14 protein-coding genes and 1 riboswitch are annotated in these 14,484 nt (G+C 67.9%); of the genes, 2 read left to right on the forward strand and 12 right to left on the reverse strand.

Annotated elements, in window-relative coordinates:
- Positions 1–13: 13 nt before the first annotated feature.
- The 10 genes from ACFHWT_RS16620 to stsA all read right to left on the reverse strand — a co-directional run bounded on the left by ACFHWT_RS16620 (position 14) and on the right by stsA (position 9,214).
- Entirely contained in the window at positions 14–1,027 is a 1,014-nt protein-coding gene (locus ACFHWT_RS16620; RefSeq protein ID WP_416595563.1) for a GNAT family N-acetyltransferase, read from the reverse strand.
- A gap of 326 nt (positions 1,028–1,353) precedes the next feature.
- On the reverse strand, positions 1,354–2,658 hold the full coding sequence (thrC, locus tag ACFHWT_RS16625; RefSeq protein WP_416595564.1) for a threonine synthase: 1,305 nt from the start codon (positions 2,656–2,658) through the stop codon (positions 1,354–1,356).
- A 10-nt stretch (positions 2,659–2,668) separates the two neighbouring features.
- Positions 2,669–2,810: riboswitch (SAM riboswitch) on the reverse strand.
- A 134-nt stretch (positions 2,811–2,944) separates the two neighbouring features.
- Complete coding sequence (locus tag ACFHWT_RS16630) at positions 2,945–3,763, reverse strand: inositol monophosphatase family protein (protein WP_416595565.1); 819 nt, start codon at positions 3,761–3,763, stop codon at positions 2,945–2,947.
- 50 nt (positions 3,764–3,813) lie between these two features.
- Positions 3,814–4,074: a hypothetical protein gene (locus ACFHWT_RS16635; RefSeq protein ID WP_278171781.1), complete on the reverse strand. Its 261-nt coding sequence runs from the start codon at positions 4,072–4,074 to the stop codon at positions 3,814–3,816.
- Positions 4,075–4,568: 494 nt separating this feature from the next.
- A complete protein-coding gene (locus tag ACFHWT_RS16640) occupies positions 4,569–5,441 on the reverse strand; it encodes an ABC transporter permease (RefSeq protein ID WP_416595566.1) in 873 nt (290 codons plus the stop codon).
- Positions 5,438–6,388 carry an ABC transporter ATP-binding protein gene (locus tag ACFHWT_RS16645; protein WP_416595567.1) on the reverse strand — a complete coding sequence of 317 codons (951 nt, stop codon included), beginning with the start codon at positions 6,386–6,388 and terminating at the stop codon, positions 5,438–5,440. Before ACFHWT_RS16645 ends, ACFHWT_RS16640 begins: the two co-directional genes overlap by 4 nt.
- A complete protein-coding gene (locus ACFHWT_RS16650) occupies positions 6,385–7,020 on the reverse strand; it encodes a hypothetical protein (RefSeq protein ID WP_416595568.1) in 636 nt (211 codons plus the stop codon). Before ACFHWT_RS16650 ends, ACFHWT_RS16645 begins: the two co-directional genes overlap by 4 nt.
- Before the next feature lie 163 nt (positions 7,021–7,183).
- On the reverse strand, positions 7,184–7,489 hold the full coding sequence (locus tag ACFHWT_RS16655) for a PqqD family protein (RefSeq protein WP_416595569.1): 306 nt from the start codon (positions 7,487–7,489) through the stop codon (positions 7,184–7,186).
- Positions 7,489–9,126: a StsB family radical SAM/SPASM domain sactipeptide maturase gene (stsB, locus tag ACFHWT_RS16660; RefSeq protein WP_416595570.1), complete on the reverse strand. Its 1,638-nt coding sequence runs from the start codon at positions 9,124–9,126 to the stop codon at positions 7,489–7,491. Before stsB ends, ACFHWT_RS16655 begins: the two co-directional genes overlap by 1 nt.
- Positions 9,092–9,214, reverse strand: a complete 123-nt coding sequence (gene stsA, locus ACFHWT_RS16665) for a StsA family sactipeptide RiPP (RefSeq protein WP_416595571.1) — start codon at positions 9,212–9,214, stop codon at positions 9,092–9,094. Before stsA ends, stsB begins: the two co-directional genes overlap by 35 nt.
- Positions 9,215–9,578: 364 nt before the next feature.
- Between stsA and ACFHWT_RS16670 the strand changes: the two genes are divergently transcribed.
- Positions 9,579–9,962 (forward strand): hypothetical protein, encoded by a 384-nt coding sequence (locus tag ACFHWT_RS16670; protein ID WP_416595572.1) that lies wholly within the window; start codon positions 9,579–9,581, stop codon positions 9,960–9,962.
- 18 nt (positions 9,963–9,980) lie between these two features.
- Positions 9,981–10,403 (forward strand): DUF817 family protein, encoded by a 423-nt coding sequence (locus ACFHWT_RS16675; RefSeq protein WP_416595618.1) that lies wholly within the window; start codon positions 9,981–9,983, stop codon positions 10,401–10,403.
- 122 nt (positions 10,404–10,525) lie between these two features.
- On the opposite strand, the gene ACFHWT_RS16680 is transcribed toward ACFHWT_RS16675, so the two are convergent.
- Together ACFHWT_RS16680 and ACFHWT_RS16685 are read right to left on the reverse strand one after the other, a co-directional pair.
- Entirely contained in the window at positions 10,526–12,520 is a 1,995-nt protein-coding gene (locus ACFHWT_RS16680; RefSeq protein WP_416595573.1) for an Hsp70 family protein, read from the reverse strand.
- A gap of 166 nt (positions 12,521–12,686) precedes the next feature.
- A complete protein-coding gene (locus ACFHWT_RS16685) occupies positions 12,687–14,156 on the reverse strand; it encodes a dynamin family protein (protein ID WP_282232442.1) in 1,470 nt (489 codons plus the stop codon).
- Between the last annotated feature and the right edge of the window lie 328 nt (positions 14,157–14,484).

A 14,484-nucleotide genomic window follows, 5' to 3' on the forward strand; every position in this document is an offset into this window, starting at 1 on the left:
CCGTCATCATGCCTCAGATGGTCTGCTGCCAGTTCTGCCAGATGTCGACCGCCCGGAAGCCGATCGCCTCGTTGATCGCGATCATGTGCTGGTTGCTGTCGGCGTTCCAGGTGTCGATCACCCGCAGCGCCGGTTCGTGGCGCAAGGTGAACCGCAGGTTCTCGATCTTGACGATGGTGCCCAGCCGGTGGCCGCGATGATCCGGGGCGACGATGGTGATCTGTTGATAGGCGTGCCAGTCCGGTTCGGCCTGCCGGGTGATGTTGCTCCAGGCGACGATCCGGCCGCTGTCCAGATGCCGGGTCACCGTGTGGTAGCTGCGGGTGCCGGCCGCCTCCCGGGCCAGATCCGCTTCGTGGATCCGGTCGGCGTCCACCTTTTCCGGCTCCCACTCCAGGTCACCCATTGGCGAGTCGGTCACCATCCGCCCGTCCAGGTAGGCGAGATCGGCGCGGTACTCCTCCGGGCAGGGTCCGACCCAGGTCAGCAACTCGTAGCCGGGGGCGCGGCGCCAGTCCTCGGCGAGCATCACGTCGAGCGCCGGCTGGTCGACGGTGTCGATCTCGAGCCGACGGCGCGCTTCGACCAGGGCCGATTTGACCCCCATGGCGAGGGCGAAGGCGGTCGGCGCCGGGTCGCGGGCGACGCCGCCGGGCATGGTGTCCGCCGAGTGCCCCATGATCCGGGTGCGGCCGGTCTCCCGGGCCCGCCGCACGGCGTACGCGTACAGTGCTCGACCGATGCCGCGCCGCCGGTGCCCGGGGGCCACCTGGATGTCCACGCCGACGTTGTCGAGGTTGTCGAGCAGCGGGAACTCCATGGCGACCAACCCGACCGGCGCACCGTCCACACTGGCCAACGCGGCCTCGAACCGTACGCTGTGCCGCTGATGCCGCAGCAGGGCCTCGAACCACTGCCGGGGTGTCGGCGGCATGTCCGGGACGAAGGGGGCCGACCGCCTGATCTGGTACGCCTGCTCGAAGGCGGCCTCGTCGGCCGGATCCAGCGGGGTGATGGTGATGTCCATGCCGTCGAGCGTGACGGGGCCGGGCCACCCTGCGCGACCTAATTACCGGTCGGGGGACGTTGGTCGGGAGGACGCTCGCACAGCGCCTCCGGCGCTGTTGGTCGTTGGGACCCGGGGTTGAGATTGTTGCCAAGCTCTGTCGGGGCCCTTACGGCGAGTCGTCCTCCCGCATGGAGCATCCTGCGCCGTGCAAGTGCAGTCGTCAAGACCCTACTGGCGTATTTTCTCGACCTACGGCAAAACACCGACTACGGACCGCACATGAACATCGGCTGATCGGCGTACGCCGATCAGCCGATTCAGTGGAGGATGTGCTGGTCAGAAGGTCAGCCGAGCAGCCCGGCCTCACGAACCGAACGCAACGACGGCTTCACCCGATGAGTAGGGCCGACCTGCCCGGCGACCGCGTCGATGGTCTTCAGACCTTCGCCGGTGTTGTAGACGACCGTCTCGGCGGCCGGGTCCAGCCGTCCGCCGTCGACCAGCTTCTTCAGCACCGCCGTGGTCACCCCGCCGGCCGTCTCGGCGAACACCCCGGTGGTCCGGGCCAGCAGCCGGATCCCCGCCCGGATCTCGTCGTCGTCGGCGTAGTCCATCCAGCCACCGGTGCGCCGCACCGCCTCCAACGCGTACAGGCCGGCAGCCGGGTCACCGATGTTGAGCGACTTGGCGATCCCGGTCGGCTTCACCGGGACGATCTGGTCGGTGTCGCGGTGCAGCGCGGTCGCGATCGGGTTGCAGCCGGCGGACTGAGCGCCGAACACCCGCCAGCCGTTCGCCGGCGCGTCGACCAGGCCGATCTCGACCAGCTCGGTGAACGCCTTGTCCACCTTGGTGAGCAGCTCACCGCTGGCCATCGGGATCACCACCTGCTCGGGGATCCGCCAGCCGAGCTGCTCGGCCACCTCGTAGCCGAGCGTCTTGGACCCCTCCGCGTAGTACGGCCGCACGTTGACGTTGACGAACGCGGTGTCCTCGAACTCGTCGGTCTCCACCAGTTCGCTGCACAGCCGGTTCACGTCGTCGTATGAGCCCTCGATCGCGACCAGCTCACCGCCGTACACCGCGGTCGTGACGATCTTGCCGGGCTCCAGGTCGCCGGGGATGAAGACGATCGACGGTACGCCGGCGCGGGCGGCGTGCGCGGCGACCGAGTTGGCCAGGTTACCGGTGGAGGCACAGGCAAACCGGGAGAAACCGAGCGTACGGGCGGCGGTGAGCGCAACCGAGACGACCCGGTCCTTGAACGAGTGGGTCGGGTTGGCGCTGTCGTCCTTGACCCACAGCGGCGCCCGGATGCCGAGCTCGGCGGCGAGCGCGGCGGCCGGGACGAGCGGGGTGAAGCCGGGATCCAGGCTGACCCGGGTGGCCGGGTCCTGGCCGGCGGGCAGCAGCGGGGCGTACCGCCAGATGTTGGCCGGGCCCGCCTCGATGTCGGCCCGGGTGACGCGGGCGAGGGCCGCCGGGTCGTAGCCGACCTCCAGCGGCCCGAAACACTCGTAGCAGGCGTGCTGCGCGGCGAGCGGGTACTCGGCACCACAGCCGCGACAGACCAGGACACGGGCCGGGCTGGTGGTGCTCACCGGGGCGGAGTCAGGGCTGGTGGTGCTCGCGTCGATCAGCGACGTCATGGCGGCTGTCCTCTCATCTTTCCCTGCGCCGCGCGGTGCGACGGGGACGGAATTGGCACCTGCCCCGGCTGGCCGATTGCGACCGGCGCGACGGGTGGGGGTGGTTGCCGGGGCTTCATCGGGCCGTGTCCCTCTGCCCCTCTGGATGAGGTATGAAGTTGTGTTTCCAGCGAGTGTACGGGCGCTGGTCGGACCGGGCACCCGACGATCCCAGGGTGTGAGCAAGCCCGCACCGGCCGCCACCGAACGTCGACCGGATAGCCCGCCGTCGGTGAGCCCGTCGTCGTCAGGTGAGCCCGCCGTCGTCAGCCGCCGCCCGCACCTGCGCGAGCACCTCGTCGAGCAGCGGTGGAGCCGCGGCGATCGTCGCGAACGAGTCGAGGCTGTGCGGCGTACCGTCGATGTCGACGACGGCGGCGCCCGCCTCGCGGGCGATCAACGTGCCGGCGGCCATGTCCCACGGCTTGTTCGACAGGGCGATCGACACATCGGTACGGCCGTCGGCCACCCAGACCAGGTCGATCGCGGCGGAGCCGAGCATCCGCACCCGCAGCGCGCCCCGGGCCATCCGCTGGGTGAGCGCGAGCCGGGCGGCGTTACGCTCCGCAGCTTCGTCGCCGACCGCGAAGTCGCCGAGGTTGACCAATGCGTCGGGCAGCCGCGTCGTGCCCCGCACCCGGATCGGCTGGCCGTCGCGCCACGCGCCGCCGCCGAGGGTCGCGGTGTACCGGCTGCCCAGTAGCGGCAACTCGATCACCCCGACCACCGGACGCCGGTCCCGGACCAGGGCCAACGACACCCCGCACAGCGGTACGCCGTGCGCGAAGTTGACCGTGCCGTCGACCGGATCCAGCACCCACTGGGGCCCGTCGCCGACCCCGGAAACGCCTTCCTCCTCGCCGAGGAACCCGACGTGCGGGGTGGCGTCGGCCAGGAAGGCGCGCAGTTCCCGTTCGACAGCGAGATCCACCTCGGAGGCGTAGTCCCGGTCGCCCTTGCCAGCCAGGTGTCCGGGCTCACGGGTACGGATCAGCTCGGCACCGCGTGCGGTGGCCTGTGTCGCGATCGTGAGCAGGTCGTCCAAGGCAAGCGGATCGTCAGCCATGCCGCCAACCCTAGACACACCACCAACCGGGACAGCCGGTCGACCGCTGGTCAGAAGCTCGACGCGTACCCGCGGCTCGACTCGATCGCGCTCTGCGCGAGGGCGGCCGCTTCGGCCAGCTTCTGCTTGGCCTGCTCGACCTTGGCGATTGTCTCGGCCACCTGCGAGTGGCTGGACCCGCTGGTGATCGCCCGCAGCGCGGCCCCGCTGGTGCTCAGCGCCTCCGCACTCGCCCGGATCGCCCCCACCTGCTGGCCGAGCTCGTCACCGAACCGGGCGACTCCCGCCTTGACCTCTTCGACCGAGCTCATGCCTGAACCCTCCGCATCGGACGACCACCGGACCGGTACGACGCTACCGGATGTGAACCACCGTCGAAGTCCACCGGTCGACCAATGCAATTACGGAGAGTGTCCACGACGAGTCAAGATGTAGCAGCGGCGGACTCGCCGGAACGGCCGGTGGGCACCAGTCCCGGCCGCCCACCCGGCCGGCCGGTGCACCCATTCGATGATCACCGACGGCAACGATAAGGTAGGCCCGGCCGTGTGGGGCAGACCACGCTCAAAGGTCACGCTCGAAGGTATGGAGTCGCTGTGGGACAGGGTCGCAGTCAGGTAACCGCGCTGATCGAGTCGGATCACCGACGCCCGGTCCGGCCGGTGCTACGGAGGCGGGACGTCGCCGCGCACACCGGGGCGACCGTCGAACACGCGCTCCGGCGGTTCATGCAGCTGGGTTCGGTCGGCGTCGACGACCGCGACACCGACCCGGGGCTGCCCCGGGTCGCCGAGGCCGACCCCGCTTACAGTTCGCGCACGCGGCGGGTCAGCACAACCGAGATCACCGCGAAAAGAACGGCGGCGGCGGCCAGCATGCCGAGCGCGGTTGGCCACATCGACTGCCAGCCAAACAGCGCGCCGCCGCGCAGGCACGAAATGCCATAGGTAACCGGGTTCACCACCGACAGCCACCGGAGCACATCCGGCATCTGCTCCAGCGGGTAAAACGACGGGCTGGAGAAGAGCAGGAACGGCCCGAGTACGTTGATCAGAACCATGAACCGCTGGAAGTCCCGCACGAGTGAAGCGAACAACAGATAGAGACCGTTGAACGTTAGCGACACAACGACCGTACCCGCCCCTAATGCAGCCCAACTGGTCAACGGCCAGCCCAGGTCAAACAAGAGCACACCGACGAGCAGCGCAGCGAGGCTCTGTGCGACCACCAGTCCAGTGGTGGCAAGGATCTTCCCCGCTATGTAGCCCGCCCGACTCATCGGATAGGACCACAACTCGATTGCCATGCCGCCCATCTCCTCCTGAAACAGGGAGGTTCCGGTGGTCGTTGTCGCGGCGAGCATCGACGACAGCATGATCGCGGGAATGGCGAACTCGGCGTACCCGACGCTGATCTCCTGGTACGTGACGCTGCCGACTAGATTCGTCAGCGACGTGGCAAACAGCAGCAGGTAGATGGCCGTCGGCAGCACCGCAAGCAGCAGGTTGGTGCGGTTGCGGGTCAACAGCAGGATCTCGCGGTAGATGATCGCCCGAAGACCGCTGCGCCCACGCACCCCCGTCAGGCCGGCCCGCCGGGCGGACGGCGCGACTTGGGACTGCCCTGGTCGAGTGGACACGACCAGAGCCGATCTGGTCGACGATGTCGTGGCGTTCACGCCTGCGCACCTTCCCTGCCCTGGTCGACCAGGGCGATGTAGGCATCTTCGAGTGACGGTGTACGGAACTCGATCGTGGCTCCACGTACCGCCGCACCCCGAACGAGATCAATCACGCCGGACAGATGCCTGTCGGCCCCGGCGGCATCGAGGGTGAAGGCGGTCTCGTCGGCGGCGGTGACGCTTCCGGCCGGAAGCAGTGCCTGGAGGCGGCTGCGGTCCTCCACGTCCGGCAGCCGCACCAGGATTGACTGCCTGCCGTACGTGGCGACCAACGTCGCGGGCGCGTCGTCACCAAACAATCGCCCTCGATCGATGATCAACACCCGGGAGCAATTGCGTTCGATCTCCTCGATGTAGTGGCTGGTCCAGATGATCGTGGTTCCGTGTTGGACGTTCAGCTTTGCGATAAGCTCCCACATCTGCCGCCGTCCCTGGACGTCCAGCCCGGCGGAGGGCTCGTCGAGAATCAGCAGACTCGGGACAGTAAGTAATGCTCGGACGAGTTGCAGCCGCCGCCGTTGTCCGCCAGACAGGGTGAACGCCAATTGCCCGGCGATCTCCTGCAGCTCGAACATGGACAACATCTCGTCAACGCGATGCCGCACGTCACGCCAACGCAGCCCCCGGAACGCTGCCGCGATCTTTAGCTGGTCAATCGCAGGCAGCATGTTGTCCATCGGTCCCGACTGGTGCACAGCGGCGATAGCCTGCTTCACCGTTGCTGCGTCGGCGATCGGATCTTTACCGCACACTGTCAGTGCGCCTGCCGACCGGGACGTGATGCCGCACAAGAGTTTCACGAGGGTCGTCTTGCCAGCCCCGTTCGGGCCGAGCAGACCGACCACCTCCCCCTGGTCGAGGGTAAACGTGACATCGGAAAGCGCCGGACGGGACATGGTCTTGTACTTCTTCGTCAGTCCAGCGGCGACGACAGTCGTAGTCATTCGTCGCCTCCACTGGCGGTCCGGATCGACGCCCGGCACGAGGCACGGATCACTGCGGTCAGCGCGGTCAGCGGTGGGACGCGAATCCGGGGCGGTCCACTACGCACCCGCACCTCGGCCAGTTCCGGCGGAAGAAGGTACCCAGGGAGGTCCACGTCGAGCTGACCGAACGAACCACCGGCGACGATCTGCGTGCCGTGCGGCAGCGGCCCGTCGACAACCTCGTCGACGGCGTGCACGGCGTGCTCGGTGATTCCGATGCATGGCCGCTCTGCGAGCTCTGCCCGTAGCTCGGCCAGGATCTCGGCGTCCACTCCGATGCCATACGCCGGCCGGACTCGCATCCGCCACCCGGCCGGCAGGTCCGGTTGCGACACGGTGGACGGGTCATCGGTGATTACCCATACCGTCACCGGTGTGTCTGCTGCCTCGACTACCAGCTCAGCCGGATTACCGGACGGCCACCGCCGGGGCGCGGGGCGGGCTGCGATCCCGTGGACGATGCCGACGACATCCGTCACCGGCATCGGCGGGTCGAACAGGTCGCGGCTGTCGCCCGCCGTCGTCACCCAGCCATCGAGAAGCGCGTGTAGGCGGTGCAGCACCAGTTGGTCGCGGTAACGGACCGCCACAACGTCGCCGGGACGCAGCCCAGCCTCCGGGACAGGGCGAATTTGCACTCGCTCGCCCGACTCGAGAGTGGGTTGCATGCTCCGGCCGGTGACCGGCACCGTGACGCTGCCGAACTTCCGTAGTCCCTGCATTATGAGTTCGATCGGGATGCTTCCACCCGGGTCAGATGTCGGCGGCGGATTTGTCCGGTTTGGAAGGCTCGGCGCGGATGATGCCTTGGGCTGCGAGCTGCTCGATGAACCGGTTAGTGTCATCGGCGATGAGGCTGCGTTGGTTGTCATCCTCTGCTCCGAATTCCGTGGTCAGACCGGCCACGATGGCGTCCTCGTCGCTGGTCTTGACCAACTGTCGCCAGATGGCCGCCGCAGTGGCGTTGAGGGTCTGGAACTCCCCGGCTGCGGTGTCGTAGAGCTGGATCTCGTCCGGCGAATCGACCCAGACGATGCTGGGACTGATTATCCACCCCATTACGTCCTCCGGACAGCGGTGACCGGCAGTTGCCGCCGGTACGCGGGGGGCTGCTCGGGCGAGGTGCTGGCGGACGAGGCGAGCAGGGCGGCTTCCTTCTTCCAGTCCTCGTACACCGGGTGTACGCCCCCGGTCGCGACCATCAGTGGCTTGAACGCCTCGTCCTCGTTGCTCAGCACGGTGTCGCGACCAGCTCCGGCCGCAACCCACATCGAGGTAATCATCTGATGCCGTAGCACCCGGCACAGTGCCCGGGAGTTCCGCTTCAGATCACCGGTCGCGGCCATGTGGTAGGCCCGGCAGCCGCCCGCGCACGCCCCACGGATATAGCAGCGTCGGCAGTCGGCGAGATTGTCACCGGCGAATACCGCGCTCGTCCGCAGATCGGTAAGCATCGGCGACCCGAACAGCTCCCGCAGCCCGGTACTGCGGATGTTGCCGACCTTGTGGTGGCGTTCGGTGACGAGCTTGCACGGATACACGTCACCGAGCGAGTTGACGTAGATTTCGTTGCCGCCGATTCCGCAGTTGATCTTCGTGTCGCACGATCGCTGGCCGAGCGGACCATCCGGCAGCAGGTTTTGTGCCCGCGGATCGGTCCAGACGAACCGATGGGCGGTCTGGTAGCCCGACCAGCCGAACGACGAGTCGTCGGCCGCGCCCCGACCGAGACTGCTGTGGTGCATCAGGCGGACGTGAGCGACGTCGATGTCCGCAAAGAGGACCGACAGGTCGGCAAGCTCACCGACGTTGTCCTCGGACACCACGTGGTTGATCATCGGACGGACGCCGAAAGTGTTTAGCATCCGCAGGGCGTCAACGGTCTTGACGAAGGTACCCGCGCCTCGAGTCCGCTCATGGGTCTTCGCCGTGCCACCGTCGATACTGACGGTCACTCCAGCAAATGTATCCGCGATCCGCCGGGCGGTCTCCGGCTTACGGATGAGGGTCGCATTGGTGATGATGTTCGCCTGCATTCCAAGTTCCCGGACCCGGCGGGCAACCTCGAAGAGGTCACGACGCAACATCGGCTCGCCACCGGTGAAGATAATTGTTTGGGCACCCATGTCCGCCGACTGTTCAATCAAGTCGAGCGATTCCCGAGTATCCAGTTCACCCGGCAGCCGCTTCTCTGACGAGGCGTAGCAGTAGGGGCAGCGCAGATTGCAGCCGTCGGTGATCGCATAGTAGACAAGCTTCAGCGGCGCATCGACCTGACGTAGCTCCGGTCGCCGGCCGGGTAGATAGATCAGCCGCGTCATCACCAATCTGGCAAGGATGCGTTCTATTCGATCACGCTCATCTCCACCAAACGAATGACCGTTTGCTAACCGCCGCAGTACGTCGATCTCACATCCGTCCAATATCTGCCAGGCACCGATCTCAGGATTGACTACTAGGTTGCGTCCGCCGTCGCGGAAGTAGACAAGATCCGCCGGAACTGAGTCTGACGACAGGGACCCGACAAGCATGATCACCACCACCTGGGAGTGGAAGCGGTCGGGCGGTTCCGAAACCAGCGGCAACCACCCGACCGCATCTTTGACAGCACTCGTCATCACTCGGGGCAACTGGTTCCCCGACAAGTCATGCCAGCCGGCCTTAGCGTCCGGATCCCGCGCCGGCGCCAGCACCACCGCTGCAACCACAGGCGCACGCGCCCGGCAGCGCCATTGCGGCGGCGAAGTCCGTCGGACGGATTTCAGGCTTAACCCACTTTGCCATTACACACCCCCTTGATGGCCAGTAGCTACTTTGGAATGCCGCGGGCCGTGATCACAAGTCTCGCGATTAAATTATGCTAACACCGATATGCCCACCTCGCCACGGCTAACTTATTGTTTATCATTCACATTTATCTCAATCGCTGTTATGCCACTCGTCAGACCTAGACGACCCATCGCGGTAATCTCGGCTTACATCCCAATTCGCCACTTATCCCACCACGCTGCAGCCAGCCCCGGCGATGACCCTGCGGCTATCCGGCGCGGCGGATGGTAGCGCGGGAGTAGGCGCAGGGTCATGGCTGGCACGACGGCGGTGGTGTGGACCGGGCGGGCCTGATCGGGTACCCGACTACCCGCCGGTCGTGGTGCTCAACGCACCATGGGAGTTCCTCGAATTTCGCCGACAGGCGTACGTGCTGCGGGGTCGCCTCGACAGTGAGATCCAGACGCCGTCCGGTGACAGGCTGACCTGCGCGCAGGCCGTCTCGGAACTGCTCGGTGGTCCGCTCGTGCTGGCGGGTCCGCTCGGCCGGCGCGGCATCGATGGGCTACCGCTGGCACGCGTGGGCGTTAGTTGTCACCGCCACAGCCCGCCACCACCTTTCGTGCGCCGTCACCTGGCCACCCACGACAGCCTCGGTCTGAACCAGCACCAGGCCCGCCTCCACACAGCGATCGCCCGGCACACCGTGCTGATCACGACCGCCTCGCGGTCTGCCCGGCCACCACCGCGCAGCTACTTATGAGATGTTGGCCGCTTCGACCTGCGGGTGACCCGCTACCCGGCGATGGCGGTGACCGGGCTCGCCCTCGCGGTCTACGTCAACTTCTTCACCCACCACGTCCTGCCCGACGCCCGCTGGGTGATCGCGGTGCTGCTGCTGATCGCGCTCCGCCGGACCTGGGTGCACTACACCGTCGGCGGCGCCCGGCTACGGATGCCACTGGCTCTGGCGTTCGTGCTGATCGGCTTCTTCCTGTGGGTCGCCGAGAACATCGCCACGTTCCTCGGCGCCTGGACCTACCCGGACCAGCAGCACGTCTGGACGTTCGTGCACGCCGGCAAGTTCGGCTCCTGGTCGCTGCTGGTGACGCTGTCGTTCGTCCTGGTCGCGTCGGTGAAGGCGACCGAGGGGCGGCTGTACGGCGACCGCCCTCGGCCAAGCGTCACGACCCGGTCGGACTGACCGGCACCCGGTCCCAGGTCACCGGCAGACCCGCCGGCATCCAACAGCCACCCGGCGAGTGTTCCCGTGCCTAACAGCATCTCCACACAGGAACACTTGCGCGGTCCGGGTCGGCTACCGGGTCACTCCCAGCGAATCTTGACGCAGTTGCCGGTGGTGTAGCTGCCGTTGTCGTGCTGCGCCAGTTCGTGGGCCGAGTTCGCGATCCGGGCACACACCTTCGGCTGGTCGCCGATCGCGTTGATGAACGCCCGGTCGTTCGTCCAGACCACCGACGGGTTCTGGTCCTCGACGTACCAGGATCCCCGCTGGCCGTCGGGGACGTGGCTGCCCATCACGTGGTCCGGCGGGTTGGTGCCGTCGCTGCCGTAGATGTGCAGGTGCCATCCGCCGTTGGTGGACGGCTGGTTCCCGCCGAACTCGGCCTCGTACTCCACGGTCAGTTTGCCGCCAGCGACCCGGGCCGAGGTGAGGCAGACCCAGGTCCAGTTGCTCTTGATCTCGTCAGTGCACTGTTCGTCGGCCGGAATGTCCGGGGTTTCCGGCTCCGGCTCCCCGGTCTGCTCCGGCTGCTGAGCCTGCGGCTGTTCCGCTCCGTCGTCCTGGTCCGGGCCGGGCGTGTCCAAGCCGCTGGCGACCTCCCGGCCGTCGTCGCCCTGTCCGCTGGTCAGCGCGTAGGTGACCCCGCCGCCGGTGAGCAGCACCACCAACACGGCGGCGGCCACGATCAGCGGCCCTCGGCCCCGCTTCGCCGACGACTTCTCCCCACCGCGGCGCCCCGGGGAGTCTTCAGTGCCGATGGAGTTCGCCGAAGCGAACGTCTCGGTACGGGACGGATAGCCGCTGCCGGCGTCCGGACTGCCGCGTCCGACGGAAGCGACGCCAGTGACGCCAGCCGGCGGCGACGACGTGCGGTAGCCCGCCGCGGAGACCGGCGCGGTCTGCGCGGTCGGCGGGACCGGCGCGGTCGGCGGCACCCGGTAGGTGCCGGTCGCCGCAGCCGGCGGAGCCGGGGTCGGGGTCGGGGCGGGCCCGGCCGGCATCGTCTGGCCGGTCAGCTCCGCGGCGGCCAGCCAGGCGGCGCCGAGCGAGACCGAGTACTTGGGGTGCGCGTCGACCGCCACCGGCCGGCCCAACTCGGAGCCGACCAGCTGGGAGACGATCGGCATCCGCGACGAGCCACCGACCAGCAGCACCGAGTGCACCTGCTCCGGCGAGCAGCCGGCGGACCGTACGGCCCGGTGCAGCGCCTCGATCGAGCCGTGCAGTACCGGGCGGACCATCGCCTCGAGCTCGGCTCGGGTGAGCCGGATCTCGGTGGAGATGTTGGGCAGCAGCACTGGGATCGAGGTGTCGGTGTCCGACGACAGCGCCTCCTTGGCCTGGATGCACTCGTCGCGCAGCCGGGCGACGGCGGCGATCGCCGCCGGATCCTCCTCGTCGAGCTCTTCGAGTTTTCCGCCGAGCGTTGCCCGCACATGGTTGAACACCGCTGCGTCGAAGTCGATGCCGCCGAGGCGCTCGATGCCCTCCGGCTGCCCGATGATCTCGAAGCCAGTAGGGGTCTTGCGCAGCATCGCCGCGTCGAAGGTGCCACCACCCAGGTCGTAGACGGCGACGATGGAGCCCGGCTCGATCCGCTGCTGCTCGGCGTAGTTGATCGCTGCGGCGGCGGGCTCGGTGGTGTAGGTCACCGGCACATCGAGGTTGGCCATCCGCACCGCTTGGCGGAGCAGGTCGAGCTTGTACGGCCCCCAGTTGGCCGGGTGCGAGACGCAGATCGCCGCAGGGAAGCTACCCTCTCGGCGGGCCACCTCCTCCACCACCGACCGTAGCAGCCGGGACATCAACGCTTCGGCCGACTGCGGTACGCCGCCGAGCAGGATCGGGGTGGTGTCGCCGAGCCGCCGCTTGAACTCGCGGGCCACCCGCTGCGGCTCGGAGAGCCCACGACGGTGCGCCGCCTCGCCGGTGAGGAACGTTTCGTCCTGCCGCAGCAGCACCACGGATGGGATCGCGGAGCTCCGGCCGCCGAGTGAGACGGTCTCCACCCGGCCTTCCCGCCAGATCGCTGCCGCCGTGAACGTTGTGCCGAGGTCAATGCCGAGTGCGTACATCAGGGTTGCTCCGATGAAGTTTGTGGAGACAGGTATGGCCGGGTCTGGGTAGCCGACCGGCGGTGTGCCGCACACCACAGGGTCGGATCAATGTTGAAAACGGTAGTGGTACGAGGCGAACGTCCGGCGGCACCGCTGGGCCGGCAGACCCCGGCCAGGCACCCGGTCACCGGGATCGCCGCTGGTCGGCGATGATGCCCTCGCAGGACCGGACCGCCACCCGGGCGGCCACCGCCAGCTCATACGGGGTCATCGGGCTTTCGGCGCGCCGCTGCCAACGGCCCAGCGCTTCGACCGCGCCCTCGGTCACCTCGGCGGTGGTCGCGTCGGCCGGCAGCCGCAGCCGTTGATGCGCCGCCGCGCCGGAGCCGCCGATCACCTGCTCGAGCTCGGCGACGACCGCGGGCTTGCCGGTGATCCAGCCGGCCCGCAGGCTGGACAGCACGCGCAGCTCGTTGAACGGGTGCGCCGATGCGATGATCTCCTCGACCGCGCCGGCTACCTGTTCACTGCCGGGTCGGTCACAGAGCCGGGTGACGTCGGCGAGTGCCAGCAGCGCCGACCGGGACTTGAGCACGTCTCGACGCTCGAAAAACAGTGAGCCGAGGACCTCGCGCAGCTGGGTGAGCCCGCTGCGCTCGGTCAACTCCTGGGAAAGTTCGGTGGCGGTCGCCGCGCCGTTGTGTCGCAGCATCGCGACGGACAGCCGCAGGCCGAACATGCCGAGCCGGGCGAGCAGTGCTTCCCGTTCGATCGTGGTCAGCCCGAGTTCGGGCATGTTCTGCACGAACCGGTCGGCGGAGAGCAGCAGCTGTTCGGCCTGGGCCACCGGGAGTTCGGCGACCCGGCGTAGTTGCGCGACCTCCACTTCGGTCAGCGTCGCGGCGGTCTCGGCGAGCAAACCGGCAACCGGGACGACCGACTGCACCAACCGTCGCACGTTCGCGTCGGTGCTCAGCCGTTCGGCGATCCGCCGGGCGGACGCCATCGCGTCGAGGCGGCCGACGCCGATCTCGTCGGCCCGGGACAGGATGCCGATGGCGTTGACCGGGTTGGGCCGGGACACCTCCACGTCGTGGAAGGCCCGCAGGAAGTCGACGTCGTTGGAGTGCAGGTGGCGCATCAGGTAGACGACGGCGTCGGCCGGAGTCTCCTCCTCGTCCGGGACGAGCAGGTCCCAGGCGCGCCGGGAAGTCTGCTCGGAGAGCGAACCGATACCGGGGGTATCGATGAGCGTCACGTTACGCAGGGCCTGCGAAGGCCAGGTGATGTCCAGCTGCGCGACGTCGTCGACGGACAGATCGCCCAGGTCGACATCGATCGCGCCGTCCTCGCGGGTGAACCGGAGCTGTCGTGGCTCGCCCTGGGTGGGCGTCGCCAGCACCCGGTAGGTATGTCCGTCCTGGTACCAGGTGACTATCCGGGTGCACTCCCCGGCGTCGGTCGGGGCCAGCCGATCACCGACCAGCGCGTTGAGCAAGGTGGACTTGCCCGCTTTGACCCGACCGGCGATGGCCACTCGCAGCGGCTCGTCGAGCCGGTCGCGGACGGCGCTGAGCCGCCGCTCGTACGCGGTGCCCCGGTAGACCTCGACGGCGTGGCCGAGCACGCTGCGGGTCCGGTCGATCAGACTCATCTGGTCACCGCCGGTGACCGCAGCCTGGGGATATGGCTACAGACCAACTCGGACTCCACATTTGTCACACCGCTACCTTCTAGTCCGCCGGGGATGTGTCGTGTTGTCTCGCTCGTCGGAGTCGGCCATCGGTATCGGACCGACTCGCGGATTCACCCGGGCGACCCTGTCGATCAACGAGTTGCTGACCGGCTAAACAGCCCAGCCGGGAGGCACAGCACAGCTGACCAAGCGCACGTTCGGCGGCCGGCGGAACGCACGTACGGGATACGGCACACTCAGCGCCCAGGTCGGGCCGAGAGTACACGGTACACGCGTACGGGGTCAG

Origin of the sequence: Micromonospora sp. LOL_021, assembly GCF_048060215.1 — a bacterium.
Taxonomy (GTDB): Bacteria; Actinomycetota; Actinomycetes; order Mycobacteriales; family Micromonosporaceae; genus Micromonospora_E.